Annotated in this window: 27 protein-coding genes, 1 tRNA gene and 1 pseudogene; 7 read left to right on the plus strand and 22 right to left on the minus strand. The window is 47.3% G+C overall.

Features of this window, described 5'->3' with window-relative positions; translation table 11 throughout:
* Window positions 1–74: 74 nt before the first annotated feature.
* The 4 genes and pseudogenes from K0B01_07680 to K0B01_07695 form a co-directional block, all read right to left on the minus strand.
* A pseudogene (locus tag K0B01_07680) lies at window positions 75–254 on the minus strand (IS4 family transposase).
* Window positions 255–401: 147 nt separating this feature from the next.
* Window positions 402–1,385 carry a restriction endonuclease subunit S gene (locus K0B01_07685; GenBank protein MBW6486008.1) on the minus strand — a complete coding sequence of 328 codons (984 nt, stop codon included), beginning with the start codon at window positions 1,383–1,385 and terminating at the stop codon, window positions 402–404.
* Between the two features lie 131 nt (window positions 1,386–1,516).
* On the minus strand, window positions 1,517–3,553 hold the full coding sequence (locus K0B01_07690) for an SAM-dependent methyltransferase (protein ID MBW6486009.1): 2,037 nt from the start codon (window positions 3,551–3,553) through the stop codon (window positions 1,517–1,519).
* Window positions 3,554–3,848: 295 nt separating this feature from the next.
* The gene (locus tag K0B01_07695) at window positions 3,849–4,076 is read right to left on the minus strand and encodes a hypothetical protein (protein MBW6486010.1); all 228 of its coding nucleotides are present in this window, start codon (window positions 4,074–4,076) and stop codon (window positions 3,849–3,851) included.
* Between the two features lie 98 nt (window positions 4,077–4,174).
* On the opposite strand from K0B01_07695, the gene K0B01_07700 reads away from it, so the two are divergent.
* From K0B01_07700 to K0B01_07720, 5 genes are all read left to right on the plus strand, one after another.
* Entirely contained in the window at window positions 4,175–4,711 is a 537-nt protein-coding gene (locus K0B01_07700) for an HD domain-containing protein (protein ID MBW6486011.1), read from the plus strand.
* Between the two features lie 16 nt (window positions 4,712–4,727).
* Window positions 4,728–5,324 carry a tyrosine-type recombinase/integrase gene (locus K0B01_07705; GenBank protein ID MBW6486012.1) on the plus strand — a complete coding sequence of 199 codons (597 nt, stop codon included), beginning with the start codon at window positions 4,728–4,730 and terminating at the stop codon, window positions 5,322–5,324.
* Between the two features lie 24 nt (window positions 5,325–5,348).
* Window positions 5,349–6,452 carry an ankyrin repeat domain-containing protein gene (locus K0B01_07710; GenBank protein MBW6486013.1) on the plus strand — a complete coding sequence of 368 codons (1,104 nt, stop codon included), beginning with the start codon at window positions 5,349–5,351 and terminating at the stop codon, window positions 6,450–6,452.
* Between the two features lie 373 nt (window positions 6,453–6,825).
* Window positions 6,826–7,317, plus strand: a complete 492-nt coding sequence (locus K0B01_07715; GenBank protein ID MBW6486014.1) for a hypothetical protein — start codon at window positions 6,826–6,828, stop codon at window positions 7,315–7,317.
* A 209-nt stretch (window positions 7,318–7,526) separates the two neighbouring features.
* Window positions 7,527–8,318, plus strand: a complete 792-nt coding sequence (locus K0B01_07720) for a PD-(D/E)XK nuclease family protein (protein MBW6486015.1) — start codon at window positions 7,527–7,529, stop codon at window positions 8,316–8,318.
* On the opposite strand, the gene K0B01_07725 is transcribed toward K0B01_07720, so the two are convergent.
* The 13 genes from K0B01_07725 to K0B01_07785 all read right to left on the minus strand — a co-directional run bounded on the left by K0B01_07725 (window position 8,274) and on the right by K0B01_07785 (window position 17,021).
* Entirely contained in the window at window positions 8,274–8,696 is a 423-nt protein-coding gene (locus K0B01_07725; protein ID MBW6486016.1) for a transcriptional regulator, read from the minus strand. The two genes, K0B01_07720 and K0B01_07725, sit on opposite strands and share 45 nt — an antisense overlap.
* Complete coding sequence (locus tag K0B01_07730) at window positions 8,693–9,058, minus strand: hypothetical protein (GenBank protein ID MBW6486017.1); 366 nt, start codon at window positions 9,056–9,058, stop codon at window positions 8,693–8,695. Before K0B01_07730 ends, K0B01_07725 begins: the two co-directional genes overlap by 4 nt.
* Window positions 9,059–9,808: 750 nt before the next feature.
* Window positions 9,809–10,228: a lytic transglycosylase domain-containing protein gene (locus K0B01_07735; GenBank protein ID MBW6486018.1), complete on the minus strand. Its 420-nt coding sequence runs from the start codon at window positions 10,226–10,228 to the stop codon at window positions 9,809–9,811.
* A 7-nt stretch (window positions 10,229–10,235) separates the two neighbouring features.
* Entirely contained in the window at window positions 10,236–10,907 is a 672-nt protein-coding gene (locus K0B01_07740) for a hypothetical protein (GenBank protein ID MBW6486019.1), read from the minus strand.
* A 73-nt stretch (window positions 10,908–10,980) separates the two neighbouring features.
* Window positions 10,981–11,601, minus strand: coding sequence for a hypothetical protein (locus K0B01_07745; protein MBW6486020.1), 621 nt, complete (start codon window positions 11,599–11,601; stop codon window positions 10,981–10,983).
* Window positions 11,602–11,660: 59 nt separating this feature from the next.
* Window positions 11,661–11,873, minus strand: coding sequence for a hypothetical protein (locus tag K0B01_07750; protein ID MBW6486021.1), 213 nt, complete (start codon window positions 11,871–11,873; stop codon window positions 11,661–11,663).
* 50 nt (window positions 11,874–11,923) lie between these two features.
* A complete protein-coding gene (locus K0B01_07755; GenBank protein ID MBW6486022.1) occupies window positions 11,924–12,634 on the minus strand; it encodes an ATP-binding protein in 711 nt (236 codons plus the stop codon).
* Entirely contained in the window at window positions 12,531–13,880 is a 1,350-nt protein-coding gene (locus tag K0B01_07760) for a hypothetical protein (protein MBW6486023.1), read from the minus strand. The genes K0B01_07755 and K0B01_07760 overlap by 104 nt, the downstream gene beginning before the upstream one ends.
* Window positions 13,881–13,988: 108 nt before the next feature.
* Window positions 13,989–14,162: an RRXRR domain-containing protein gene (locus K0B01_07765; GenBank protein MBW6486024.1), complete on the minus strand. Its 174-nt coding sequence runs from the start codon at window positions 14,160–14,162 to the stop codon at window positions 13,989–13,991.
* Window positions 14,163–14,206: 44 nt separating this feature from the next.
* Window positions 14,207–15,478 (minus strand): ParB N-terminal domain-containing protein, encoded by a 1,272-nt coding sequence (locus K0B01_07770; protein MBW6486025.1) that lies wholly within the window; start codon window positions 15,476–15,478, stop codon window positions 14,207–14,209.
* Window positions 15,475–16,038 (minus strand): hypothetical protein, encoded by a 564-nt coding sequence (locus K0B01_07775; protein MBW6486026.1) that lies wholly within the window; start codon window positions 16,036–16,038, stop codon window positions 15,475–15,477. The genes K0B01_07770 and K0B01_07775 overlap by 4 nt, the downstream gene beginning before the upstream one ends.
* Window positions 16,039–16,171: 133 nt before the next feature.
* The gene (locus tag K0B01_07780) at window positions 16,172–16,411 is read right to left on the minus strand and encodes a helix-turn-helix domain-containing protein (protein ID MBW6486027.1); all 240 of its coding nucleotides are present in this window, start codon (window positions 16,409–16,411) and stop codon (window positions 16,172–16,174) included.
* 106 nt (window positions 16,412–16,517) lie between these two features.
* The gene (locus K0B01_07785; protein MBW6486028.1) at window positions 16,518–17,021 is read right to left on the minus strand and encodes a hypothetical protein; all 504 of its coding nucleotides are present in this window, start codon (window positions 17,019–17,021) and stop codon (window positions 16,518–16,520) included.
* A gap of 341 nt (window positions 17,022–17,362) precedes the next feature.
* Between K0B01_07785 and K0B01_07790 the strand changes: the two genes are divergently transcribed.
* Window positions 17,363–17,815, plus strand: coding sequence for a helix-turn-helix domain-containing protein (locus K0B01_07790; protein MBW6486029.1), 453 nt, complete (start codon window positions 17,363–17,365; stop codon window positions 17,813–17,815).
* A 90-nt stretch (window positions 17,816–17,905) separates the two neighbouring features.
* Window positions 17,906–18,160, plus strand: coding sequence for an AlpA family phage regulatory protein (locus tag K0B01_07795; GenBank protein ID MBW6486030.1), 255 nt, complete (start codon window positions 17,906–17,908; stop codon window positions 18,158–18,160).
* On the opposite strand, the gene K0B01_07800 is transcribed toward K0B01_07795, so the two are convergent.
* The 5 genes from K0B01_07800 to K0B01_07820 form a co-directional block, all read right to left on the minus strand.
* On the minus strand, window positions 18,157–19,374 hold the full coding sequence (locus tag K0B01_07800) for an integrase arm-type DNA-binding domain-containing protein (GenBank protein MBW6486031.1): 1,218 nt from the start codon (window positions 19,372–19,374) through the stop codon (window positions 18,157–18,159). The genes K0B01_07795 and K0B01_07800 overlap by 4 nt on opposite strands.
* A gap of 281 nt (window positions 19,375–19,655) precedes the next feature.
* A tRNA-Val gene (locus tag K0B01_07805) sits at window positions 19,656–19,730 on the minus strand.
* A 179-nt stretch (window positions 19,731–19,909) separates the two neighbouring features.
* Window positions 19,910–21,106: a thiolase family protein gene (locus K0B01_07810; protein MBW6486032.1), complete on the minus strand. Its 1,197-nt coding sequence runs from the start codon at window positions 21,104–21,106 to the stop codon at window positions 19,910–19,912.
* A gap of 96 nt (window positions 21,107–21,202) precedes the next feature.
* Entirely contained in the window at window positions 21,203–23,623 is a 2,421-nt protein-coding gene (locus K0B01_07815; GenBank protein MBW6486033.1) for a 3-hydroxyacyl-CoA dehydrogenase/enoyl-CoA hydratase family protein, read from the minus strand.
* A gap of 36 nt (window positions 23,624–23,659) precedes the next feature.
* A complete protein-coding gene (locus K0B01_07820) occupies window positions 23,660–25,519 on the minus strand; it encodes an acyl-CoA dehydrogenase (GenBank protein MBW6486034.1) in 1,860 nt (619 codons plus the stop codon).
* Window positions 25,520–25,555 lie beyond the last annotated feature (36 nt).

A 25,555-nucleotide genomic window follows, 5' to 3' on the forward strand; every position in this document is an offset into this window, starting at 1 on the left:
GGCGGGGGATGAATCTCGCCGCCAATATTTGCAACGACATCCTCAATGGTCATTTCGTTGCGGATATTAATGGATATTTCCCTCAGACGCTTGACTGAAACCTTTTCGTGGTGCTGATTTTGACAATGAATGGCCAGGAGAATATATGTGATCAAACCGGCCAGCATCTGTACCATAAGTCCATATTGGCTCCTTGAAATAAGGTGATAAACCTTCAGATGGCGTTTCCACCAGCCGAAGAAAATCTCTATGTTCGACCCATTCCTGAATCATCTTTACGGCTTCAGAACAAGTAGTCATTTCGAGGTCAATGTGAATCCAAGGTTTCTTGTGTTTCTCGGCGTAGCCCTGCTGTCTCTCATGGGCTTCACGCTTCTGGTTATTGCTGAAGGCGCGAATGTTCAGGTGCTTTTCCTTTCGTCCAAGGACATACGGGTAACATTTTTTGTTGCTTCGATTTTCCTGTCCAAATACAAAACAACGTCTTTGAGGACTAATTTGTGGATTGCGGAAATGAAAGTTTCCATAAGTTTGTAGTCCGGTTGTTTTCCGTCTGTCGGCAACAAAATGTTCAACTCGTCAGCATCTTTTGCATAGAAGTTTCTACCGTAGTCAAACTTTCCAGTATGCGATGATTTGTGAATTGCGGTAGTTATGAAAATAGAAGCGTATTTTGCTAAATTTTCTGTGTGAACAATTGCAACGTGGTCGTCTCCACCATATTTGTAGTTTCTAAATTTCGCAGAGCCGAACATATCTATTGTTGTTGTGTTTGCTTCAAAAACATCAACAATATTGCCGATAAAGTCTGAAACACCTTCGTTTGTTTCGCCTGCTGTTACAAATGGCAAAACACCAGATATTCTGTCTTCACTTTTCAAGCGTTTGCCACGGGTCGATTTTCCGAACAAACTTTCAAGTTTGAAAGTGTCCCACGTCACATTTTGAATTTCATCCAACGCTTTTACTTCGTCTTTTCTTAGCGTGTAATCTTTGAGGCCCGCCACCGAAAGATACGCTTCCAACTCTGCTATTCGCTCCGCTTCCAACTCTGCTATAAAGCGTTCCATAAAGTCGTGGTCAACTTTACCGTTTTTAGTAGGAAGATTAATAAGAAAATTAAAGCTTTGCGAACTTCTTAGTTTTTCACCATATGAAAATTTCCCCGAAAGTGATTTTTGCATTGCGATTGAAAAAAACAACATCACTGCTCTTGAATACTGAACCTCATCATTCCAATAAACTCCCGTATCATCACCTGCACCGAATGTATAATCGCGATAAAAAACATTCCCAAAAATATCTACGGTAATCGAATTTTTGGGAAAGCAAGCCACAGGATTTGAGACATAATTTACGATGCCTGTATTGGTAACCCCCGCCATTACAAAGGGAATTTTACCTGGGACTTGATCGTCTTTTTTAAGCCTTCTACCTTGTGCAATTTTGTTGAAAATCTGTTTGAAAGTAAACTCGCCCCACTGAACACCTGCCAGTTGTTTATTCAGTGGGGCATCTATTTTCCCAGGCTACTTTCCTCCGCTGTCTGCTGTTTAAGGATGTTCTTCACTTCCCATGCCAGATAATCGCTGATCGTTTTCTTAAAATCCTGTAGTGTCGGCCTTGTATCGACCGGAGCACTCTGGTTCCAATCTGCGCCATCCAGAGGATTAATAGTCCCTTCGTAATACTCTTTATCGGTGAAGTATTTGAGCTTGCCTTTTCCAAAACGAACAAGGTTTACCACCTCTTCGTACCGCTCTTTCGCATGGTCGGTATCTTTGAGATTATTGCTCGCTTTTTTGCGGTTTGTACGGGTGTAGCCGTCATTTGAAAAATCAATGAACTTAACCACTTCATCTTTGTGGTGCTTTTCGTTGACCCGGAAAACATAGATATTGGTCTGCACACTGGATTTGCCTAAAAAGAGGTCAATCGGCATCTTGATACTGGCGATAAGCGTATGTTTTAGAAGAATCTTTTTGTTGTACTCTCTTGCCTTGCCAGAACCGGCAGAATTTTGGATGATGATTGCCGCATATCCTTTATCCATCATGTCCAGAGCTTTTTCCACAAAGTTCATTCCATTGCCGTTCGCCGAATAGGGCGGATTGAGGATAAAGGCATCGGCAGGGAATTTGTCTTTCGTGTTCCCAAAGCCATAATCACCGTCGAAGTCGTTTAGAGAGTCTTTGTTCAGAATATTTGAACTACCGTCCCCCATGAGAATCATATTCAAGGTTGCCAACATGTAAACACTGGGAAGCAGCTCCAACCCAAGCAGTTGTTTCGCTTTAATTATCACCTCTTTATTCAACAAGCCTTCTGGTGATTTAATACTATTTCTTGCATCGGTTAGCATCTCATTCATCGCTGCAACCAGCAAACCCGCAGAACCGGTAGCAAAGTCCCACACATAGGAGTCTTTGTTTACCCTCGCCAGTTTGACTAAAAGAGTTGCGACATAAGACGGTGTTAAAACGACATCGTTAAGCTTGTCCTGTGAAAAACCGAGCCACCCGTACATCTCATTGAACAGTTTCCCAGTGAAATCGGTAGTGAGCCCGATCTTGTAATAGATGCCTAAGTCATCGACAATCTTTGTGAATACTCGCTTTAACTGGCTGCTCCCATCTTTTACCTTGTTGATGTTTTCAGTGGTCAGCGTGTTTTGCAGGGTTCGTACAATGAACTCTTTCTTTTCCTGCGGAAGCTGTTTCTCTTTTAAAAAGGCTTTGATCTTTCGTATGATTATATCCCCATCGGTATTGTCTGTTTCTGTGGAAGATTTCAGATTAGATTTTTCGAGTGGGCCGACCTTTCCCGGAATACCAATGGTCGCAATAATTGATGCAGCCACAAGATACACACGGTCATTTTCACCGAGACCTTTTTCGTTTTGGTAAATATCATTGTTGAGTTTCACCAAACTGACATCAATCTCTTTTTCCCTCTGCTCCTTGAGGGTGTCGATATCTTCCTGGGAAAGATGAAGATTGTTAATCTTCTCAATGAAAGCATCAAAATTTGCCGGTGATAAAAACGAAAAGTCGGTATATTCATCAACTTTTTGCCCCGCTCCAAGATTGCTTTTAGAAACATAGTACACACCAATTTCGTGCTGGATTTGACCTGATTCGTCTTTGTATCCAGTCATACCGATGGCGATAACATCCGTGTAAGCGGTATGATGCAGCAGAGCATTTGCATAATGCACCGCACCATTGACAGCGTATGAGTTGATATTTCGAAAATGGGGTTCATTCTTCGCTTTGCGATTTTCAACCTGTCCCTTGGAATCGAGTTTTACCAATTTGTTTTGATACCCTTTGTATTCAATCAAGATGGGGTAATAGTTCAGCTTTTTATCTTGAAGTAAGAGTTTTACATCTGGTCGATTGCCACCGGCTCCGCCATTTTTGGAGAAATAATCATTCAGGGCTTTATCAATTTCACAATTGAGTGACTCTTGTTCTAACTTGTAATTAAGTTTGTAGGATTTCAGCCAGCCGTTAGCTAAATCGGCAATATTTGGTTCAATTGATGCGGCCATTACTTCTCCTCTTTTATTAGCCCGGCATTGATGCCGGGCATTTTTAGGCGCGAACTCATTGACCTTTCTTCGGATTCTTCGCATGATTCAGGTTGCTACTTGGAACATCCGTAGAACTCTGAACCCGCATTTTAAAAACAAAGGCTTTTCTTTTCTTTAACTCCTGGCTAACCAATGATGATGATGGCTCCCTGCACACACCCGGTATCCTGGTACATAACCGGCCTCGTACCATACCAGAGGGGCTCCACATTTGAGACAGGAAGTGAAGTCCAACTCTCTCCAAAAATCGGCGTTACATTCCCCCGGGTATGGCGGCTCCACCGGGAATGGTCTTCGCCAACTGCACGGAATAAGTGGGCATCCCTATGTCTGCGTCCATAGGTTCCGGAGTAATCACTGCCCCACATGTCTCCAACGCTTCGCGTGCCGGGATGGTCAACCGAACGCACGATTGCATTGCCGACTGCACGTCGGCATGTTCCGGATACAGACCCTCTCGTTTCTGATCTTGCAATTTCATGATTTTAGTCCCTCCCAATAATTATTTGATTGACTTTTTCAATATTATACATTAACTTAATGAAAGTCAAGAAAAGAATTTAGGAGCTTTGTTGCAACATGACCCAGTTAGAAATCATCGCTTGCGAATACGCCACCCACCACCATGCGGCGATAGGCCAGGTACGCAAATACACCGGTGAACCGTACATCAAGCATCCAGCGGCAGTAGTTAAGATCGTGCAGAGTGTGCCGCATACGCCGGAAATGCTTGCCGCTGCATGGCTGCACGATACCGTGGAAGATACCGCCGCGACATTGGAAGAGATTGACCAGCTCTTCGGACAAGAAGTTGCTTGCATGGTCGAGATGCTGACGGACGTGAGCAGACCGAGCAACGGCAACAGGAAGGTACGGAAAGCGATTGATCTGGCTCATACGGCCAATGCCTCTCCGGAGGCCAAGACCATCAAACTGGCAGACATGATCGACAATAAGCACAACATTGTTGAACGCAATCCCAAGTTTGCCAAGGTGTATCTTGTGGAAAAGACGGCCCTGCTTGAGGTGCTTACCGAGGGCGACGCGACCTTGTACGCCCAAGCCGTCGAACTCACACATACGCATACACACATGCACATACACATTTGCGACTGACACAAAGGAGTACACCGTGAAAAAAGGCGAAAACACCAACCGCCCCCAAAAAGGTTCCATCATTAAAGTTGAACCGATCCGGGAACTCAAGGACATAAAGGCAATAAAAAAGATGCTTGCCGGGAATCCTTTATATTCTGCCATATTCACTGTCGGAATCAACACCAACCTCCGGGCAAGCGACCTCTTGAGTATTACCGTCGGTATGGTACGCGGCGTCAAGCCAATGGGGGAAATCGAACTCAAGGAGAAAAAGACCGGGAATGTCCGTAGAATAACCCTCAACAAAAGCTGCGTCGATGCCATTGCTGAACTCTTAAAAACGCGCCCCAACGCAACCGACAAAGATTATTTGTTCATTGGGAAAAGAGGAGTACTGACAGTCGGGACGGTCAACAACCTCGTCAAAGCCTGGTGCGCGGCAATCAACCTCAAGGGGAATTACGGCAGCCATTCCCTCCGGAAGACCTGGGGATACCATCAGCGTGTTTCATTTGGCGTCGGCCTCCCGGAGTTGATGACGGTATTCGGACACGCATCCCAGAAACAGACACTTGCCTATTTGTGCGTGCAGCCGGAAGAGATCAAAAATGTATATGCGAACGAGTTGTGAGCAAGGAAGGAGCAGAGAAAAAACATGTTTAAGGCATTGGCAGTAAGTGTGGCAATCATTTTGGCAGCAGGTCTTTTTAGTCCGCATCGCATTGAGGCTGACGATGATAGAAAAGTCTTAATACGGAATATGCTAAACGACCTCGGCGGCCTTGCTTCCCAGCGGAAAAACAACTGGAAAGTTCTGAAATGCACTCAAGGTGGATTGAAACGAGTATTCGTTAGCGATAGTCTTGACGAATACGTTGCGGAATATAGAGGTTGCCGCGAGTATGGTTATATAAGAGACAGTGTGTCTGTAGGGGGCTGGTGTGACGATCAGAACATCGACAGGACCACGATTGACACGACAACATTACGCTTGATAAAAGCAGCAGAAAAGGGCCATCTTACCGAGGTGAAATCCTTGCTTGACGCCGGGGCAAATGTAAATGCTGTTGATGAGGACGGACGTACTGCGTTGATGCTGGCAGCCTTATTTGACCATCTGGATGTTGTGCAAGTCTTGCTCAAGGCCGGTGCGAATGTGAATGCAACCAACAATAGAGGCATTACAGCACTGATGTGGGGGTTTCACGGCGGCGGTGGTGATAAGACTGATATGATGGTGCAGACCCTGCTTGATGCCGGAGCAAAGGTCAATGTTGTTAATAAGGAGGGCAACACAGCTTTGATGTATGCAACCCAAGCACCCCCAGTTGTAATAAAGACGTTACTCAAGGCCGGGGCGAATGTGAATGCAACCAACAATGACGGCGACACAGTTCTGAAAAAGGCAGTTTTATATGATGGACAAGCAGCAAACGTGAAACAGTTGCTCAATGCCAGAGCGAAGGTCAATGTGGCGGACAAGCATGGTGCTACAGCATTGATGTGGTCTGCTTGGAAAAACCTCTCTGATGTCACGCAAATACTGCTTGACGCCGGAGCAAATGTAAATGCTGTTGATGAGGACGGACGTACTGCGTTGATGTATGGTGCCTGGCCTGACCATCTGGATGTTGTGCAAGTCTTGCTCAAGGCCGGGGCGAAGATAGACGCAACAGATAAGGACGGTGACACAGCCCTGTCATGGTCCCTCGCAAGCGGTCATGATGATGTTGTGTTGATGTTGCGTCGCTGGAAGTGACTGAAGCGCATTCAGGAGAAGACTGATATCATCCAAAGACGGATTTTTGCGTCGCACGCAAAGCAGAATGTTCAAGGCTAACAGCCTGCTTTCGTACTGAACTTGGTCACTGACCAAGTGGATACAATGTTCGATGCGAACATCCTATCATGCAGCAGGAGAACGGTGTAAAAAAAACAAACGCAAAGTCCTGAAACTGATTCAGGAAAAGAAGGCAGCTCTTACCTAGGCTGTAACAACAGAGGAAATTGCAGATTTAGACACTCTCTACATCACGTCGCTACCGGGGCAGCGTCGTCACCTCATCCAGGTGCCACCTGTTTCGGATCAATGGCGCGAGATCGAATTTTTGCATGAATTGGCACATGCGACTTTGGCTGAACGAAATATTCTTCTTGCGACAGCGTATTTCGAGCATGGCACTCCGCAGTCGTACCTGGACATTCTGACACCAGTTTTCCGCTGCGCGTCGGACTGGCTGGCCGATGATCTTTTGTGGAAGTGGTATCCTGAAGGTGCAGGCCACGAAATCGAGGAACACGTTCAACTGATACAGGGACACCCGGCGTCAGTTCATGCCTTTGAGAACCTGGAAATGCTTTGCGGTGGAACATTGATTTTTTCGCAAGCTGTCTGCTATCTGGGACATAAGCCTTCCCGAACTCCCGATCCGCTGAAAAAGGCAGTCACTGTACTTACCGGATTCTTTCCGGTGAAGTACGATGTTGCGACAAAACAAAAAATTCTCAATGCTCTGATGGCAGCGTTCAACCTGCGTTACAGAGTTACGGCGGTCAAGGATATCAGGACGACGGAAGTTGATTTGGGTAGCAGGATGGATGTCTGGAAACTCACATTGTGCTGAGTTTTGTGTTGGCCGTCGAAAAATTTTTGACGTGGGAGCCAATTGCAAAAGTAACAATCAGGCCGGATTTACGGTCGTCGGCACATAATCATCGTTGACGCTTACGATTCCCACCGATTGCGTAAGCCAGCTATTGGTGAAAAAAGAAAACTATGAATTTAATGACAAAATACATGCAAGCAATAATGTGCGAGTAGAACACGGAGCAAATGATGATTGAAAGGTCTGACAATATCTACCTGGAAGAGGAAACCCATCGGTACGTCCTGCTGGATGATCCCGATTTCACCTTTACGAGCTGCACCACCTTTGTCGGCCAGTTCTTTGAAAAGTTCGACAAGGAAGCCATCGCTCTGCATCTCGTCAACAATCATCCTAATTATGCTGGACTCTCCGTGGAAAACTTGGTTGCTACCTGGAACAACCTCACCCGTGAAGGAACGCGGGTCCATGCCGAAATCGAGCATTTCCTCACCGAAGGAAAACCTGTCACCCACCCGAAGGCCATGCACGCTCTTGAATGGCTCAGAGTCAAAAACATTATCCCGAAGAAAATGCTGCCGGAGTTCATTCTTTACTCGAAAGAACTTGGCATCGCCGGAACCATTGACCTGTTAGTAATGAACATTGACGGTTCGTATGACATCTACGACTGGAAGACATCGAAGAAGATTGAAATGAATCCCTATCGCGGCAAGCGTGGCATCCTCGGCCCTGCTCTTGACGTGGGCGACTGCAACTTCAACCATTACTCCCTTCAGTTGTCACTCTACCAATATATCCTTGAGACATACTACGGTCTCAAAATCAGGTACACCGTACTATATCATCTCAACGGTGTTCAGGTCGTTCCCTATCGGTCTGATTACTGGAAGGATGTGATCGAAGATATGCTGGCCTATTCCCTGGAATCGTCTCCTTGGACAGTTACAGAAGCAGCGGAGGTTGAATCAACATCAACACCGTTGCTCGTATCCGATTTCGCTATTGCTACGAGATAAACCATACAAGCCGAACTGAACCGTGAAGTCGGTCGCTTCGACCACCGGCCGGATGTTTCGGCGCACTTTTTCCATCCTCACGATGCCGTACCGGGCCATCGTCCTGAGCGTCCGGGAGAGGTTGCTGCTACTCCTGCCTGTCGCCTCTTCCAGCTCCTTGAGCGATTCTGGCTTCCGTTCCAGGATGGTCTTAAGCAGTAACTGGTTTTCGTTGCTAAGTATCTGCGCCATGGATCGTACCGATTCAAACCACACCTTGGGTTCGTCGGGCCGTGGAAGGTATTCGCCACGGGCAATAGCGATGGTGCGCTTTTTGTAGTTCTGATAGGACATGATGCCAATATGGAGTACTGTTCGATTCATGTTGCTTCCTTTCATTGCTCCCACATGATTTTCTCGACCTCAAGCCAGAAATCCTCAAGCAGTTGGCCGGCCGATTCGTATTCATAGGGTAATACTTTCTCCCGGTTGTGACGATGATCCCAGGTGATTTTACGGGCGGCGTAACCTTTCTTTGCTGGTCGTATGGCGTGGGCGTTGTCAAATCCCAGGATTCTCCGGTTGTAGCGATCATGAAGACTCAGGGAATACCGGACGCGGTGTGGAATGTGCGGTTCTGGCTCCACCCGCCATGCCTCAAACTTGGTCCAATAGCCGTTTTCCATGGGAAAGACCTCACCATTCAGATTCAGCAGAGTGGCAAGGGTTTCGTCTTCCCTGGAGCGGTGTCTATCTTTCATGGCTTTTTTGATTATCATCAGATGATAATTATTGCAAGGAGTTTTTATCCACCGGACAGTACCTCGCTTTCGATACGCTTATTGCTATCCTGACAATTTTGGTTTTCCTAAAATTTGTCGGGACTTATCTTTGGTCGTGGTTTTAACATCACTACATATAGCGTTTTTCCGCTTAATTATAGCTACATCTTGTGGTATAGTCAGAACACTAAAAAACCTTGATCTCGCCAAAGACCAAGGTTTTCGGTAAAACTGCCCACTGGGGGCGTTGTTTTGAAGTGTTGGAACGTGTAGCATGGTCGAGTTTACTTGTCAACAGAAATCGGCTTAGCTCTTCCCCTAGGCGGTGGTTTAATCTGACCGGGGGAAGGCTTGGTGGTGTCCTATGATATAATTTAAAAGCTCCAAGAAGCGCATCGGTTGGATTTTTTAGTTTAACCATTCGAGCGTCAGCTCTTTACTTCGAAGGAGATTGAGAATGCCTATAAAAAGAAAAACTGTTACACATGTAAGAGATACGCGGACAGGCCAGTATGTCAAACCGGAAGAAGCTAAAAAGCGACCGGCGACAACCGTAACGGAAAGAGATAAAATCAAAAAGAAGTAACTTCACAAAAGGGCTCTGTCCATTGCGGGCAGAGCCCTTTTTTAAAAAGGAGACAAAAAATGGCTACTCGACATCAAGTTTTGTGTTTGACATCCTCCCCGTCCTAAAGGGCGGGGATTCCAAAAGCGGCATTTAAGCTGCTTTCAGGGTTGTGATTGTAGTTTTTCCAATACTTTTGAGGCATACTTTTTGCGTTCCCTGTCACGCGTTGCGTTGTAACACCCAACTGCTTTCCAGGAATAACCGTACCTCCTGATGCAGTCTGACAATATCCAGGCTCCTACCTTGACATTGTAACAGGCATTCCCCAAATTCGCCCATTGCTCGGCACCGAGTTTTGATGCCCAAGAAGAATTGATCTGCATCAATCCGTAGTCATAGGAACCATTTTTATTCCGGTTGATGGCAGTAGCGTTCATATCCGACTCAACAACAGCTATGGCCCGCAGCAGTTCCGGCGATATTCCGTACATCTCGCCTGCTTCTTCAAAACAAAACGCACTAACCGCAGGTGCCGTCAATAAAACAAAGGCAACCGCGATTAGTGCGTGGAGGGTTCGCATTGCCATTTCAAACCGCTACTGCCGCTGTTTTTACTGGTTGTTCCAAGAGACCAGAGGGGGCGTAGTAATCGTCATTGATCTGTTTGGCAATCCTCTCCGTAACTTCATGCAAAGAACGAATGGCTGCCGTTACATGGGCAATGGTATCCCCGACTTTTTCGAAATCGGTGCATGTCATCCTCAACTGCACAAGCTGAGGATCAAGCCTCTTTAGAATGCTGGCGACACGCTGGCCCTCCGTGGTACGCGGAACAAAAACATAACTTGTACGTTGGGCAGCCAGAAGACGCTTTGTGTCCGGAGATTCGTACATCAGTGATGTGTTCCCCCCAAGAGCCATATCAACCTTTTCCAAATCGTTGATAACACCACTGACTGCTTCCATCATCCTCACAACATCGCTGATCTGAACGCGGACACCTCCCGCTGACATGCGTAGTCGATTGACTACTCTGTCAAACCCAAATAGAATATGCGACATCAAATGCCCTTCCGCCGTTCTCGGTGCCAACACCATCGAGTTAGGCTGCTCCAATAACCTGAGCTTCCTTGTGATAATGTCTTCTTTGACCTTCGACGAGGCTTCTTTTTTCTGCGCTCTCCAAGCCTCTGTCCACTCTGACTTCTCTTCCGGGTTCATCGCAGCCCACTCTTCCGAACTCTTTTTTTGCAGTACCATTTTTATCCTCCTCATCAAATCGTGCAAGAGACCCCGTCCTTGATGGCAGGGCATATGTTGTGCTTCTCAATACTCAATATGCTCTAAGATTTATCCTTACCCCCGTCAACTTTGCTGCCAGTGCTACATTCATCCCTCCTTTGCCAAGAAATTTACCGAAATAGTTCTCGGTAACATACACAGTTGCTTCATTCATGTTCTGGCTGTATATTACTTCGCAGATTTCCTTCGCCGGAGCCGGAGCTAATGCTGCCCGGATGTATTCTTTCATATCGTGCGAGAATGATACCAACGTAATTGTCCGAGTAGTGTATTGTGTCGAATGCTTCAGGTATTTCAATGCAATCGGCATGGGATTTACTCCTTCGAATTCAGACGCAATAGCTACTTTTACAAAATTAGCATTAGTTGAAGTCGCGGCTCGTTTCACGAATATCCCTTCTTTTGCTGCTGGTGATAAAAGCATTTCCATAAGTTTTCGGTAATATAAGGCTGTTGACTGGGACAACACGATGTGTTTATCGCTCATCATGTGAACACAGCCTACTGTAGCATCACCTATCCGCCAGTTCGATGCTGCAAACTTCTTCGGCAGGATAGCCATAAATTCAGTCTCCGGAATCATCGTCAAATATGAATCGTAATCAGGAAGGGCTTTGATGATAACTATAGGAACCATATAGCCTACTTTCATCGAAATCAAATGTACCACCGTGTTCCTTCCGTTTTATCGACTGCTCAGTGACAGTCTTCTTAAATATTACTTTTTGGATATCGCAAATCTTTCCAGACACGACAGGTTGTTAGCTTCGGACAATGCTCACAAAATAGATGTGTGACATAGCCGCCTTCCGGACATAGCCGCCGTTGAAACAATGGGTCAAACTGTATCGCCGGTTCAGCCAAAGTTTTAGATTCTACCGCTTCCACCGCAGGCGGTGTTTTCTCTGCGCGTACATTTTTCAACTTTTACCTCCTCAGAATTTGTCCGTGTCCATCAGAAAAGTATCCCGCAATCAATTTGCGATGCCGCGCACTGATCGTTTCTTCCGCCAGTCCGGCATTGATGTGATTTTTATTATTTTGGAATCGGACAGTCTGGACGCGATTCTTGCGCCCAGGGTTTGTTCGACGGTTTCCAAATCCATGAAGTTTGTAGTCACGATGGTTTTCCGTCCATACCGATAACGGCGGTCGATGATGAGATGCAGAGTCGTGATGGAGTAGTCGGTTGTTTTCTCGGCCCCCAAATCATCCAACACAAGCAGCGCATAAGCGGTATATTGTTCAATCAGCTCCTCTTCTGTCTGCGTAGATCTTTCTCCGAAGGAAGACCTTATCCGCAGCAATAATTCTGGAACGGGGATGAACATGGCTTCAGTATTTTGCTTGAGGAACTCAGCCAACATGCCTATAGCAAGGTGAGTTTTTCCACAGCCAGTATTACCGCACATGGTGATGCTATCCTTTGAATAGATATGGTTTTTTAGCATGTCAACCAGTTTCGGATTCCCTTGATAGGTATCCAGCCTGAATGCCTCATACCTTGTCGGCACACCGCATTTTCTCATCCAGTTGATCTTTGGCGGTGCTGCATATTCAACCTCCCGCATGATCTGTACATCAGAACGTATAGTCGACTGGATAGGGCGATGAATCACTTGTTGCCGGCACAAGCGTTCCTGCACCTGCTGTATAACTGCACTTGCTGATTGCATGTCGATCATACTTTTCCTCCATGACTTTGATTAGGTTGCTTTCTTTAGTCAACCATTCAAGATCAGACTTCCAGCCGCGATCATTTTCACCGGTCAGAAAAGGCGATCCCCGAACCTTGATGAAATATGACTTCCACCAATCCACCGATTGACGTGATTTGTCTTTTAGACAGACAGCAAGATGGGTTCTTCTGCTATGCGTCCATTTTGTGACCTTGGGCAACATTGGAAGGATTTCATGGTAAGCAGAGACGATTTCTTTCTGCAGAAGAGCGAGGGGGTCGGAATGCGCGAGCGTTCCGACTATCTCTTCTTTAGAAGAGATAATGTTTTCTTTTCTTTTCTTTTCTTTGTGTATTTCCGGGGCCGGAAATACACTTGCATCTGTATTTCCGGCCCCGGAAATTGGTTTTATGTCAACTTTCGTGTTTTTTTGAACATCGGAAATGGTTTTTAATGAGGGAAAAATGGTTTTTTCTGGCTCCAAAATGAGGTTTTTCTGCCCTAAAAAGGTGTCATTTACCCTTCCCGGCCCGGCAAGTACCCCGCCATGCTCGTCTGGTTGTATTTCCGGCCCCGGAAATACACTTGCATCTGTATTTCCGGCCCCGGAAATAGGTTTTATGTCAACTTTCGTGTTTTTTTGAACATCGGAAATGGTTTTTAGTGAGGAATAAATGGTTTTTTCTGGCTCCAAAATGAGGTTTTCCTGCGCTGAAGGGGTGCCATTTACCCTTCCCGGCCCGGCAAGTACCCCGCCATGCCCGTCAGGTTGTATTTCCGGGGCCGGAAATACACTTGCATCTGTATTTCCGGCCCCGGAAATAGGTTTTATGTCAACTGTCGCTTTTTTTTGAACATAGTGGGAGATGATTTCTTCGAGAGTGATTATGGCGTTTTTCCGTTTTGTATAGGCTTCTTTGAGGCTACCCAAAAGGTCAGGTGAGACGATTACTCTATAAGAAACCCACAAGGGAGCGTATATCTTTCCCGTTTTTGCCATTAGATCAAGCATTGCTGCCCCGGCATCCTCATCATCGCACTTTGTCTTCGAAAAAAAGTAAATCCTGTCCGCGTCATCGGCAAGGCTGAAATGGTGATCCGGAGTCTGGCAAAGAAACCGCATCATGTTTGTGAAAAAGCCGGTCCCCTTGCACCCGTACTTGCTCTCAAGGATAAATAAAGTCCGACCGTCCTTCACATAGAAAGGAAAATAATCAACCGTATGTTTTTCTCCACGTCCTGGGCTTGCCATTTTTTCTCGCGAGCAACCACATTCCTTTAGAGCAGCGGCCTTTCTCGCTTCCTCCCTTATTGATGTGACCTCTGTGTTGTCCTTGCAGTTCTTGGATAGGCAGAAGATTCAGGCAACACCGGCACTGGCCGATGTCTCCCGAAAATTATCCTTCAGGATTATCGTGAACGGATGCTTTGCGAATACTGCCGCCTTGCCTTCGTTCAGCATCGTTCTTGCTTTTCCTGGGTGAACATACTCGATCGGTTCTTTGTGTGTGTTGATAATCAATACCTTTTCCATGAATAGCCTCCTTTGAATTTGTATTTTGTCGCTTTGTCCGTGTCCTACTGCAAGAGTTGCGTCTCGTTTTGTATTGGGGGCAGCATCTTGGATTGCTCGAACATTGCTGACGTAATCGCAGGAATTTTTGGTCCTTGGATTTGCGGCAAATTCCTCACAAGTTCATTTACTTTTTTTTGAATGTTCCCCAGTGCCTCAAGGACTTCGTTGCGCACTTTTTCGTCAATGTCGTAACTGTTCCAAACCGTATCCAGCATTTCCAGTTCGGATTTTACGTTTGTGATTCTCTTGCGCAGCATATCGGGGCGGAAGATGATATTCATTGCATCTTTGCAAGAGTCATAGTACATCCTGGCCGCCAGCCATACGGTATTGATCTTAGCTTCGTTGTCCCGCAAGTCCCGCTTGGCTTTATCGCGTTCCTCCTTGAGCCGATCAATCTCCTGATCCTTCTCCTTGATGGCTGTCGCACTGCGTGTGACTTGCGTTTGGATGGAAATGATCTGTTGCGACACCTCTTCTTTGAGCGTTTCGGCTGCTCGCGCCGTTGATTGATCCCGGAGTTCCTCAAGTTCTTCTATCTTGTCTTTGAGCAGTCTTTTGGCATCCTTGTTCCGTCGCTCCAAATCGTCCCGTTCTCTCTCCGCTTCCCGTTTTTCTGCATCCAGGGCCTTCATCCTCGCTTCGAGTTGAGCCTGTTTCTGTTTGGCCTTTTCAATTTCCTCCTGATGTGCTTTCTCCTGTTCTTGCGCTTTTTGCTGCGTCTGAACATCCTGTTCCGTCATGGATGTCACAACCGGTTCAGGCTTTGTCGCAAACCTTGTCTGCATTGTCTCATACAATTTCTGCTGGTCTTCCTTTGGCAGACCGCAAAATAACCGGACTTCTACGGAACTAATTTCTCCCTGGGCATAAAGCTGATACAGCTCTTCAATGAGGGAGTCTTTTATTTTTTCTTCATGTTTTTGTTTCGTGATTTCGCGTATTTTCTTGGCGTAGAATTTCCGTTCTTCACTTGTCAATGCTCTACGATACAACTCTGTGTCGTAGGCTGCTTCCAGCTCGTCTGCTTCAATCACCATACATTGTAATTCTGGGATTCCGAGTTCCTCTGCTATTTTTAGGCGATGATTGCCGGCTACTGCAACATAAGTTGGTTCATTATCATGGTCTTTGGCAACTATCAGTGGTTCAATGATTCCGTGTTCTTTGATGCTTGAATACAATTCATTGTATTGCTGCTCTGACAATGGGGGAAATGGGTTTGCGGGATCAGTATGAATCTTATCACGGGAAATTAGTATGGGGATGTTCATGGCTCGCTCCTTTCGATTGTAGAGGTATTCTTTGGGTTTTGTCCGTTGGTTAAGACGTTATCAAAAATGATTTGGGCTGCTTTAGCCACTGGCAGGCCATTGCTTTTTGCAAATTTCCGAATAAGCTGGAATGTATGAGCAGACATATCCAGCCGAATATTCTGATATGATGTTTCTTGTTTTTGATTTTCGCAGTGGATGTATTCCCTAATTTTTTCTGCAATGACAGCATGATAACCAGGAATTCTTATCAGTGATGCCATTTCTTTAGGGAGTGTTACAAATACCCGATTTCGAGGCTCGTTCTGGGAGATGGATTCTGGTGCTTCTTTCTTAGTATCTTGTATTGCATGGTGTTCCTTCTTTCGGAGATGCAGCAGCAGTGCTATTTCGGATGGTTTCTTGACGAAAACTTCGTACCTCCGCGTGTTCTTGGGGGAAATATTGCTGCGAGATTGGAAAGGCAATCTTTCTTGGGCAATGAGTTTGCGAAGATATCGCGGGGTATATCCCTGCGCCCAACTATTGATTCTCAAAAACTCTTTCAGTGTACACCACATATTTTAACGTCCACTTTATTTCTGTTCCGGCTTCCCGTTGACCATTTTTTGGTCACGGAACTGTTCCGGCTTCCCGTTGACCATTTTTTGGTCACGGGGATGCCGGAACTGTTCCCCCTTCGCCTTGGCCATTCTAAGCATGGGGCAGGTTGCTGTTCCTGCCTCTCTTCGAACAAAGTGCGGTGTCGTTTGCTTCGACTGAATTTTTCTGCAACCATTCCTCAATTTTTTGAGGGTCGAACCTGATGCCGCCTCTCAAAATCCGAGTATGCGGAATGTCCGCAAACTCAACAGCCCGATAGATATACGATCTGGATACGTTTAGCCTTTCCGCTACTTGCCCTACTGTAAGCATCTTGTTCTTGTCTTCCATTTTTTTCTCCTTTATCAAAAAAGCGCCGTAAAACACCTGCCTTCAGGCATGGGGAATATAAGGCGTATGTTGCCTGAGAATCCCCCGGCTTTAGCCGGGGGGAGTGTCAAAGTGATACATTACTTTTCTTTTCGCCGTCATCTTCCATAAGTTGGTCCAAAGAAATGTATCTGTTGACGACCCTTGTAGCAGTCGCCCTTGATAGACTACGTTTTATTTTTAAGAATTTTTTGTACGATACGATCTCTCCACCACCATCTGGATATATGATCTCGACTTGTTTTTCGTTCATGGGGCATAATTTTTCGAATGACTTCTGTAAGTACCAGACAAAAACCGTCGAGAATTTTGTTCCATTTTCGTCACGGCGATACGCTATCACCGCATCGTAAAGGGCAAGATACGCCTGCTGAAGGAAATCACTCTGTTCGGTTGTGACATCGAGAGTGATGTATTGTTTGATTATTTTCCGAATCATGGGAAGTGTGGACGTGTATATTTCGTTGAGAATGGTTGGGATATCTAACTGTTGCATGGTGGTATGCAGGAAGATATCATCTATCTCTGGGATGATTACCCTCTCATTGTTTTTGTTAATTTTTTGCGTCATCTTAACAAAATCCTCTTTGAGACCAGATGTAGTTGACGTTCTTCTCGTGTATTACTCTCTTGACTGGTAAGATACGCGAATATGTATCTTATGAAGTATTTTACACCTGATTTTCTATTGTCAAGTATTAAATTTACATTTATATGTGTTTTGGAAGTCATAATATTCGATATCAATATATTATGACGTATATTACAGTATAAATTGTCTATATCATACTAACATTGTATAATAACAATGCAGTGGTATTTTCCGCTTTTGTTTTCCCCGTGATATTGTTATTATAGCTTCTAATATTTCCTTTTTTGTAAATTGAAGCGACTTGAGAAAGGAGAAAGAAAATGAAGATGGACTTAGATTTAAGCGGTCGTTTAAAGTTTTTGCGGACACGGAAAAAACTATCCCAGAAACAGTTGGCCGCCTTAATTGGAGTCACTACCCAAACAGTTTTGAAATATGAAAAGGGATACAGGGTGCCGACTGCCGACATACTCAACAAGATTATCGAGTATTTGGGTTGCGAAGACCCCGCATGGTTCCTGACGGGGCAGGGCGGCAAACTTTCAGTAGGAAGTAATCATGCTTCGACGTTCAACCTCAATAGTCGCATGACAGAGGATAGCAAGGAAATGAAGGAACTCTCGTCGCGTATAATGGCCGTGGCCGAAGCTGACGAAGCAGTGTTTGAAATGCTGATGAAGATGCTGGATGCGAATTTAATGTTGGCTGAGGAAATGCTCTCCATGAGAAGAGTCCTCTCCATGAGACGTGAATTTGCAGACAGGTCCGGGTAGCTGATCCGAAGTTCGCGGCGGAGTCAATCTCCCTATTCCCGAAGAAGTAATACCCTGTCAGGGTAATTACTACAGGAACAAGGAGGTTTTATGAGAGACAGTAATAATCAAGGAAATGTAGAGGCAACGTCGTTCGACGGTTTTATCCGTCTCAGTCAGATTATTGGAACAAAAGGCAATCCTGCAAGGAATATCCCGGCTATTCAGCCGATTATTCCGATATCGAAAACGAGTTTTTTGAACGGCGTCAAAGCGGGAATATTCCCAAAACCCGTCCGACTTGGCGAAAGAACGGTTGCGTGGAGGGTGTCGGATATAAAGAGACTGATCGAACAGCAATCCTAATACGTCCGGTCGCCGCCGCCCTTTAGCTCTTCCAGGTAATCGGCCCATTGCTGCATCATCGCCCGTCGTTCCGGAAGAAACTTCGTCCGGTTATAGGCCCGGCCCAATGGGTCTTTTACCTGATGGGCTAATTGATGTTCAATGATATCCGGCCTGACCTGTAAGACTTCATCCAGAATTGTCCTCGCCATAGCTCGGAAGCCATGACCCGACATCTCATCCTTTTCAAAATCCATGCGCCGCAAAGCAGACAGGATAGCATTATCCGACATGGGACGTTGAAACGATCTCGCAGATGGAAAGCAGTATTTACTTTCTCCCGTATATTTGTAAAGCTCCTTGAGTATATTAACCGCTTGCCTCGGAAGAGGAACGAGGTGAGAAACCCTCATTTTCATTTTATCTGCCGGAATGTTCCAGACAGCTTCATTAAGGCTGATTTCTGCCCACTCCGCCTTTCGTAGCTCTCCCGGTCGGACAAAAAGCATCGGCGCAAGTTTCAGGGCGCATAGTACAGGATAACTTCCTGTGTAATCGTCTATTGCTCGCAATAATTCCCCTACCCGCTCCGGATCGGTGATGGCCGCCATGTGTCCAGATGTAGGGGGTGGTATTGCCCCTCTGAGATCGCCCGACGGATCACGATGCGCTCGACCCGTGGCGATTGCATACCGGAATATCCTACCGCAAAATGCCCTGATCCGATGTGCAGTATCAATAGCCCCGCGTTCCTCGATCTTCTGAAGGACAGACAACAATTCAGGAGCCATTATCTCATTGATGGGTTTCTCCCCTATGTACGGGAAAACATCACGTTCCAATGCGGATATAATCCTCATGTAGTATCCCGGAATCCATGTGTTAAGGAATTTATTATACCATTCGCGTGCTATTGCCTCGAACGAATCAGTATCAACTTTTGCGGCCTTCTCTTTCTGCGCCCTCCTTGTAACAACCGGGTCGATATTGTCGGCAAGTAACTTTCTGGCCTCATCTCTTTTTCTCCGGGCATCTGCAAGACCAACATCCGGATACTTGCCGATAGCCATTAACCTGCCTTTCCCGCCAATCCGATATTTTAGCCGCCATAGCTTTACACCCGTCGGTAAAATATGAATATACAATCCCCCTCCATCAAATAGACTGTAAGGTTTATCTTTTGCCTTTGATTTCAGAACTTTCAAATCGGTCAACGGTACAGTTAATCTCGGCATAACAGTCTTCCTCTCCGTTTAGGTATATAAAAACGATGTATCTGTTTACTAAAAATGACTTAGAAATTAATACCTTCCGAAACTATAGGTATATATTTGATAACACCGTAGGTATATATTCAGTCTCGTAGGTATATATTTCGGAAATTTATATACCTAAAAAACTTGGCTTTAGTCAATTCTTATTGTACTTCGTTTAACAACGAACAACAAAAAACCCGCTATTTCTAACGGGTTTTATGTCTTCTTTGGACTTTGCTGATACTGGTTGAATTGTCGAATGGTAGGCGGTACTGGGATTGAACCAGTGACTTCTACCGTGTGAAGGTAGCACTCTCCCGCTGAGTTAACCGCCCAAAATGCAGCCGTCGTATATCCCAAAGAGACTCGCTTTTCAAGTAAAAATTGGAAAATTTTGCAATTGCATCGAGGTCCATAAATAAAGAGGAGTCCGCGTTCCTGTGAAGGCGGCCTCCTCTCATGCACCATTCTTTGATAATGCGTTTCGGTTTAACCGGCACGCCCCTGCAGGCGCCTACAACATCTCATAGATGCCCGCCGCTCCCATGCCGCCGCCGATGCACATGGAAACGATGCCCCGTTTTGCCTTGCGCCGCTTCAATTCGTGCAACAGTTGGGCAGTAAGCTTCGCGCCGGTGCAACCCAGCGGATGGCCAAGGGCGATCGCCCCGCCGTTCGGATTGACATCGCCCGCCTTATAGCGATCCTCGATCCCGACTACGCGGGCCGAATAGAGACACTGTGAAGCAAATGCCTCATTGATCTCGAAGACATCGATATCTTTCGCGGTCAATCCCGCCATCTTCAGAACCTTGGGAATCGCGTACGCGGGGCCGACGCCCATCTCCTCCGGACGGCATCCGGCTACCGCGTAATAGGCCAGCCGGGCCAGCGGCTTCACACCGATCGCCTTGGCCTTTTCCGGGGTCATCAAAAGCGCAAAGGCCGCCCCATCCGTCATCTGGGAAGAGTTGGCCGCGGTTACAGTGCCGCCCTGTTTAAACGGCGATTTCAGTTTCGCCATATCCTCAAGTTTCGAGGGCCAGCGAACCCCGTCATCGGTATCGAATACAAACTTCTCCTTGACGCGTTTGCCGCTCTTGGAAATCTTGTAGCGGTTGGCAACAATCGGGATGATCTCCTCCTTGAACTTGCCCGCCTTGATCGCCTCGTAGGCGCGACGGTTGCTCTCCACACCAAACTTGTCCATCTCTTCGCGGGAAATATTGTAGGACGCGGCAACATTTTCCGCGGTAATTCCCATAGAAACATAGACATTAGGCATTCCCCCGTCGAAATCCCACTCGGGATCGGGACGAAGAATCGAACCGCCCATCGGAATATGGGACATCGTCTCACAGCCGCCGGCAATAATAACCTCGGACCAGCCCGCCCTGATCTTGGCGGTTGCATCCGCGATGGACTGAAGACCGGAGGAACAGAAACGGTTGACCGTCATCCCCGACGTCGTAATGGGCAGGCCCGCGCCTATTGACAGAACACGACCGAAATTCATCCCCTGCTCCGCCTCGGGAAAGGAACAACCGACAATTACATCATCTACATCTTCCGGTTTTAATTGAGGAACGCGCACTAAAAGTCCCTTTAAAACCTGTATTCCATAATCATCCGATCTTGTCAGCGCAAGACCGCCCTTCTTATAACGCCCACCGGCGCTTCTTACTGCTTCAACAATGACCGCATCGCTCATCGTATTCCTCCTTTGTATAAAAATGCCCTTGTTTTGGCTCAGTCTGCAAGCTTGAACCAGCCTGAGGACGCGACGAAGCGCGCCCCTTCAGCGATTTTAATTCCGCAACGGCTTGCCGGTATTGAGAATGTGCATGATCCTGTCCTGCGTCTTCTTTTCACCGCACAGGCTGAGGAAGGATTCCCTTTCCAAAGCCAGAATCTCCTCCTCGGTCACCAGCGTTCCTTCGGGACAATCGCCGCCGGAAAGGATGTAAGCCACCTTGCGGGCGACATGAACGTCGTATTCGGAGATGTAATTGCCGACCCGCATGTTGTAGAACATCGCCTCGGCCAATCCGCGCAGGTTCTCGCCCATAACCGGGATCAAAACCGGACGCGGCTTTTTGTAGAATTTCGCCAGCCCCAGAACCACCTGCTTCGCATCCCAGAGTTGATGATCGCGGGAAAGCTCAATATTCTCGGTTTTGCGGATGTAGCCGAGCTCCATTCCTTCCGCGGCGCTGGTCGCAACCTTGGCCATCGCAATATTTTCCAGTGCCTTGGCGTATATCTGCTGCATATTCTGGCCGGCTTCGATAACCCCGTCGGGGAGGCCTTCCGTCACGCGCACCATCAGCTCCTTGCAGCCGCCTCCGGCAGGAATTACGCCGACTCCCACCTCCACCAGACCAATATATGTTTCACCATAAGGAAGACATTTGGTTGCGTGCATGGCCATCTCGCAGCCCCCGCCCAGGGCCAGACCCGCCGGGGCGGATACCACCGGCTTGGAGAGGTATTTCATCCGCATGTTGGCAGACTGTAATCCGTAAATTTGCTGATCGAGCAAATCCCAGTCGCCCTTTTGGGCCGCCATCAACACCTTGAAGACGTTCGCCCCCGCGGAAAAGTTCGTTCCATGGTTGCCCAAGACCATTCCGCTGAAATCCTTCTCGACGATATCGCAACTTTTCTGGAGCATCTCGATCATCCCGTCGTCGATGGCATTCATCTTCGTGTGGAACTCCAGGCAGGCAACGCCGTCGCCCATATCTACCAGGGAGGCGCTGGCGTTTTCTGCTATCACCTTGTTTTGCGCCTTCAGGTCGGGAAGAAGAATAATCCGCGGATTGGACTCCAGTTTAACATAATCCTTCTTATTGAAATCATAGTAGTAGCGACCGTCATCCTTTTGCAGGTAGAAAGTTTCGCACTTTTTCTTTAACATCTCCGTGATCTTTTCGGGGACCTTCTTTTTGAGCTTTTTCATCACCTCTACGGCTTCGCGCACCCCTACCGCGTCCCAGGTTTCGAACGGACCAAGCTGGTGGTTGTATCCCCACTTCATCGCGTTATCGATGCCGATAATGCTCTCCGAGATTTCGGGAATGCGGTTGGCTGCGTAGATAAAGTTATTGCAGAGGTATTCCCGGGTAAGTTCGGCGGCGACGTCAGAGCCGTTGAACATCGCCTTGATCATGCCGGCGGCGCCTTCGTCGCTCTTTTTGAGCGCGGCGGCAACGGAGGCAAACCTCGGGCGGGAGGCCGAAACATATTCCATCGTATTGTAGTCAATGACAAATTTTAAGCTTTTCCCCTTGGCGTCTCTTGATTTTTTGTAGAACCCCTGTTTGGTCTTGTTGCCCAGCCACTTGCGCTCGACCATCTTGCTCATGAATTCCGACTGCACAAACATCTCACGCATCTCGTCCTCAGGAACGGCGGCATAGAGGTTGTTCATCACATTTTGCCCGGTATCGAGCCCGACCAGATCCAGAGTGCCGAAGATTCCCGAATTCGGACGTCCGAGCGCCTTACTGATAATGGCGTCAATCTCGTCAATCTTCAGGTTCTTTTCGAGCATCAGATGGACAGCGTTGGAAATATCGTAGGTGCCGATGCGGTTTCCGATAAAATTGGGCACGTCCTTACTGATTACCGTGCCCTTTCCCAGCACGGTTCCGCAGAATTCCGTCATGAATTTAACGATCTCCGGTTTTGTCTCGGCGCCGGGAATGACCTCCAGAAGCTTCATATAGCGGGGCGGGTTGAAAAAATGCGTCCCCAGAAACTGTCCTTTCAGTTTTTTGCCGAAACCGGCTGAAATATCCTTGATGGGAATGCCCGAGGTATTGGTAGTGACGATGCAATCGGGGCGGACAATCTTTTCCACCCGGGCAAAAAGTTCCTGTTTGATTTTCAGGTTTTCAACTACGACCTCGATCACCCAGTCCACATCGGCCAGCCAACCCAGATTGTCCTCGAAATTGCCGGTTTTGATCAGGGAAGCATTCTTTTTTGTGAAGAAAGACGCCGGTTTTGATTTAAGCGCATTGTCAAGGCCGCCTTGCGCAAACCGGTTCCGCCAGGCCGGGCTCTTCTCCGTCAGGCCCTTGGCCTTATCGGCATCGGTCAATTCAAACGGGACAATGTCGAGCAGGGCGCATTCAATGCCCGCATTGGTCAGATGCGCCGCGATCCCTGCGCCCATGACCCCGGCGCCGAGCACAGCAACCTTTTTGATTTCGTATGTCATATATTCCTCCTATTTTTATACGTTTGTATCTTTGTGTTAGCAGGTAAACGATTCGTCCGCCATCTCAAAGGCAACCTTTTCTTCCGACTTTACGGCCTCACAACGGGCCTTTATCGTACAGAGCACTTCGATTGCAAAGAAGCGCGATGACGCAAGCTTGCCATTGTAGAAGGCAACATCCTCATTGGAACGAATCAGCGCGCGCTTTTTAGCCTTTGATTCCTCGGCGCCTTTTTCCTGATAGATTGCCGTCAATTTTTCCGAGGAAACCGCTGCGGCCTGAAGGAGGAAATGACCGACCAGAACATCGCCGAAAATGTCGAGGTATGAAGAAGCATTCAAAAGCGGGATTATAAAACTGGAAGATTTGCCGAACTGGGCGAGCGCCATTGTCATATCAACGAGGGCGTTGTAAGCCTCCTCGAGTTTTGCGGCATCGATTTTGAGCTCGGCGATGTTTTTAGCCCGAGCGATCGTCGCGCCGATCTCGCCGAACATGTTCATGACATTCATACCCTTGTTCATGGCCAGTTTGCGGCCCACCAGGTCAAGCGCCTGAATGCCGTTTGTGCCCTCATAAACAGTCGCTATCTTGCAATCCCGGAGGTACTGTTCCACCGGATATTCCTGGCAGTATCCATAACCGCCGTAAACGTCAATCGCCTTGGAGCAGATTTCCATCCCCTTGTCTGACGAATAGGCCTTGCAGACCGGCGTAAGCAACTCAACAAAACCCTGCCATTTGTCCCTTTCGGCGGGGTTGGCCTTGGCCATGTCCATGCAGTAAGCGGTAAAATAATTTAACGCCCGCACCCCCTCCACATGGGCCTTCATCCAGAGCAGATCCCGGCGCACATCCGGATGCTGGATAATCGGAACCGGTTTGGCGTCGGGCACCTTCTTCTCCCAAACCAGGGCGCTCTGAATCCGTTCCTTTGCGTAAGCGATGGCATGCTCCAAGGCAGCCGAAGAGAGACATAAGCCCTGCAGGCCGACACTGAGACGGGCCTCGTTCATCATCAAAAACATTACCTTCATCCCTTCGCACTCTTTCCCGAGCAGCTCTCCGATGCATTGGTTGTCGTCGCCGAAGTTAAGGGTGCAGGTAGATGAACCGTGAATGCCCATTTTGTGTTCGATGTTGCCGGTATGGACATCGTTTAGCGCGCCAACGCTTCCGTCATCGTTCACCTTGTATTTGGGAACGATGAAAATGGAGATGCCGGCTGTTCCCGGGGGATCGCCTTCTATTCTTGCCAGTACCGGATGGATGATGTTTTCGGTCACATCCTGATCACCGAACGAGATGAAGCATTTGGTCCCTGTTATGCTGAAGGTGCCGTCCGGGAGCCTTTTTGCGGTTGTTTTCAGAGCCCCGACATCGCTGCCGGCGCCGGGTTCCGTGAGACACATCGTTCCCCCCCAGACGCCCCCGTACATCTTTTCCATGTATTTTTTCTTCTGCTCTTCCGAACCATATTCCTCAATCAATTTACCAGCGCCGTGGGTGAGCCCGGGAAGCATCGAGAAAGAGACATTCGCCGCACTCATTGTCTCCTGGCAGGCCTCATACAAGGCTATAGGCATCCCCTGACCGCCCACGTCCGTGGATTCGTTGGCAATCATCCACCCCCCTTCGTTGAACTTCTTGTAGGCATCGTGATAGCTTTTGGGAGCATAAACAATGCCGTCATTAAAGGTGCATCCCTCCCTGTCGCCTTCAACGTAGGTAGGCAAAATCACGTTGAGCGCCATCTTTTCCGCTTCCGAAAGAATCATCAGCGCATCTTCTTTGGAAAAGTCCTTGAAAGCCTCCGTTTGAAACAACTTTTCTATTCCTAATTGTTCAAAAAGTATGAAATTCTGATCCCTGCCATTTACCAGTAAATTACTCATAAGCTGACCCTCCTTTAATTTTTCAATAGAATCTGA

The sequence above is a fragment of the Syntrophobacterales bacterium genome (assembly GCA_019429105.1).
Classification (GTDB): Bacteria; Desulfobacterota; Syntrophia; order Syntrophales; family UBA5619; genus DYTH01.

Excerpts from the sequence above, each read along its gene's own strand:
- K0B01_07685 (MBW6486008.1), bottom strand. The coding sequence starts at position 1,385 with ATGGCGGGGGTTACCAATACAGGCATCGTAAATTATGTCTCAAATCCT.
- K0B01_07690 (MBW6486009.1), bottom strand. The coding sequence starts at position 3,553 with ATGGCCGCATCAATTGAACCAAATATTGCCGATTTAGCTAACGGCTGG.
- K0B01_07695 (MBW6486010.1), bottom strand. The coding sequence starts at position 4,076 with ATGAAATTGCAAGATCAGAAACGAGAGGGTCTGTATCCGGAACATGCC.
- K0B01_07700 (MBW6486011.1), top strand. The coding sequence starts at position 4,175 with ATGACCCAGTTAGAAATCATCGCTTGCGAATACGCCACCCACCACCAT.
- K0B01_07710 (MBW6486013.1), top strand. The coding sequence starts at position 5,349 with ATGTTTAAGGCATTGGCAGTAAGTGTGGCAATCATTTTGGCAGCAGGT.
- K0B01_07720 (MBW6486015.1), top strand. The coding sequence starts at position 7,527 with ATGATGATTGAAAGGTCTGACAATATCTACCTGGAAGAGGAAACCCAT.
- K0B01_07725 (MBW6486016.1), bottom strand. The coding sequence starts at position 8,696 with ATGAAAGGAAGCAACATGAATCGAACAGTACTCCATATTGGCATCATG.
- K0B01_07730 (MBW6486017.1), bottom strand. The coding sequence starts at position 9,058 with ATGAAAGATAGACACCGCTCCAGGGAAGACGAAACCCTTGCCACTCTG.
- K0B01_07735 (MBW6486018.1), bottom strand. The coding sequence starts at position 10,228 with ATGCGAACCCTCCACGCACTAATCGCGGTTGCCTTTGTTTTATTGACG.
- K0B01_07740 (MBW6486019.1), bottom strand. The coding sequence starts at position 10,907 with ATGGTACTGCAAAAAAAGAGTTCGGAAGAGTGGGCTGCGATGAACCCG.
- K0B01_07745 (MBW6486020.1), bottom strand. The coding sequence starts at position 11,601 with ATGAAAGTAGGCTATATGGTTCCTATAGTTATCATCAAAGCCCTTCCT.
- K0B01_07755 (MBW6486022.1), bottom strand. The coding sequence starts at position 12,634 with ATGATCGACATGCAATCAGCAAGTGCAGTTATACAGCAGGTGCAGGAA.
- K0B01_07760 (MBW6486023.1), bottom strand. The coding sequence starts at position 13,880 with ATGGCAAGCCCAGGACGTGGAGAAAAACATACGGTTGATTATTTTCCT.
- K0B01_07765 (MBW6486024.1), bottom strand. The coding sequence starts at position 14,162 with ATGGAAAAGGTATTGATTATCAACACACACAAAGAACCGATCGAGTAT.
- K0B01_07770 (MBW6486025.1), bottom strand. The coding sequence starts at position 15,478 with ATGAACATCCCCATACTAATTTCCCGTGATAAGATTCATACTGATCCC.
- K0B01_07775 (MBW6486026.1), bottom strand. The coding sequence starts at position 16,038 with ATGTGGTGTACACTGAAAGAGTTTTTGAGAATCAATAGTTGGGCGCAG.
- K0B01_07780 (MBW6486027.1), bottom strand. The coding sequence starts at position 16,411 with ATGGAAGACAAGAACAAGATGCTTACAGTAGGGCAAGTAGCGGAAAGG.
- K0B01_07785 (MBW6486028.1), bottom strand. The coding sequence starts at position 17,021 with ATGACGCAAAAAATTAACAAAAACAATGAGAGGGTAATCATCCCAGAG.
- K0B01_07790 (MBW6486029.1), top strand. The coding sequence starts at position 17,363 with ATGAAGATGGACTTAGATTTAAGCGGTCGTTTAAAGTTTTTGCGGACA.
- K0B01_07795 (MBW6486030.1), top strand. The coding sequence starts at position 17,906 with ATGAGAGACAGTAATAATCAAGGAAATGTAGAGGCAACGTCGTTCGAC.
- K0B01_07800 (MBW6486031.1), bottom strand. The coding sequence starts at position 19,374 with ATGCCGAGATTAACTGTACCGTTGACCGATTTGAAAGTTCTGAAATCA.
- K0B01_07810 (MBW6486032.1), bottom strand. The coding sequence starts at position 21,106 with ATGAGCGATGCGGTCATTGTTGAAGCAGTAAGAAGCGCCGGTGGGCGT.
- K0B01_07815 (MBW6486033.1), bottom strand. The coding sequence starts at position 23,623 with ATGACATACGAAATCAAAAAGGTTGCTGTGCTCGGCGCCGGGGTCATG.
- K0B01_07820 (MBW6486034.1), bottom strand. The coding sequence starts at position 25,519 with ATGAGTAATTTACTGGTAAATGGCAGGGATCAGAATTTCATACTTTTT.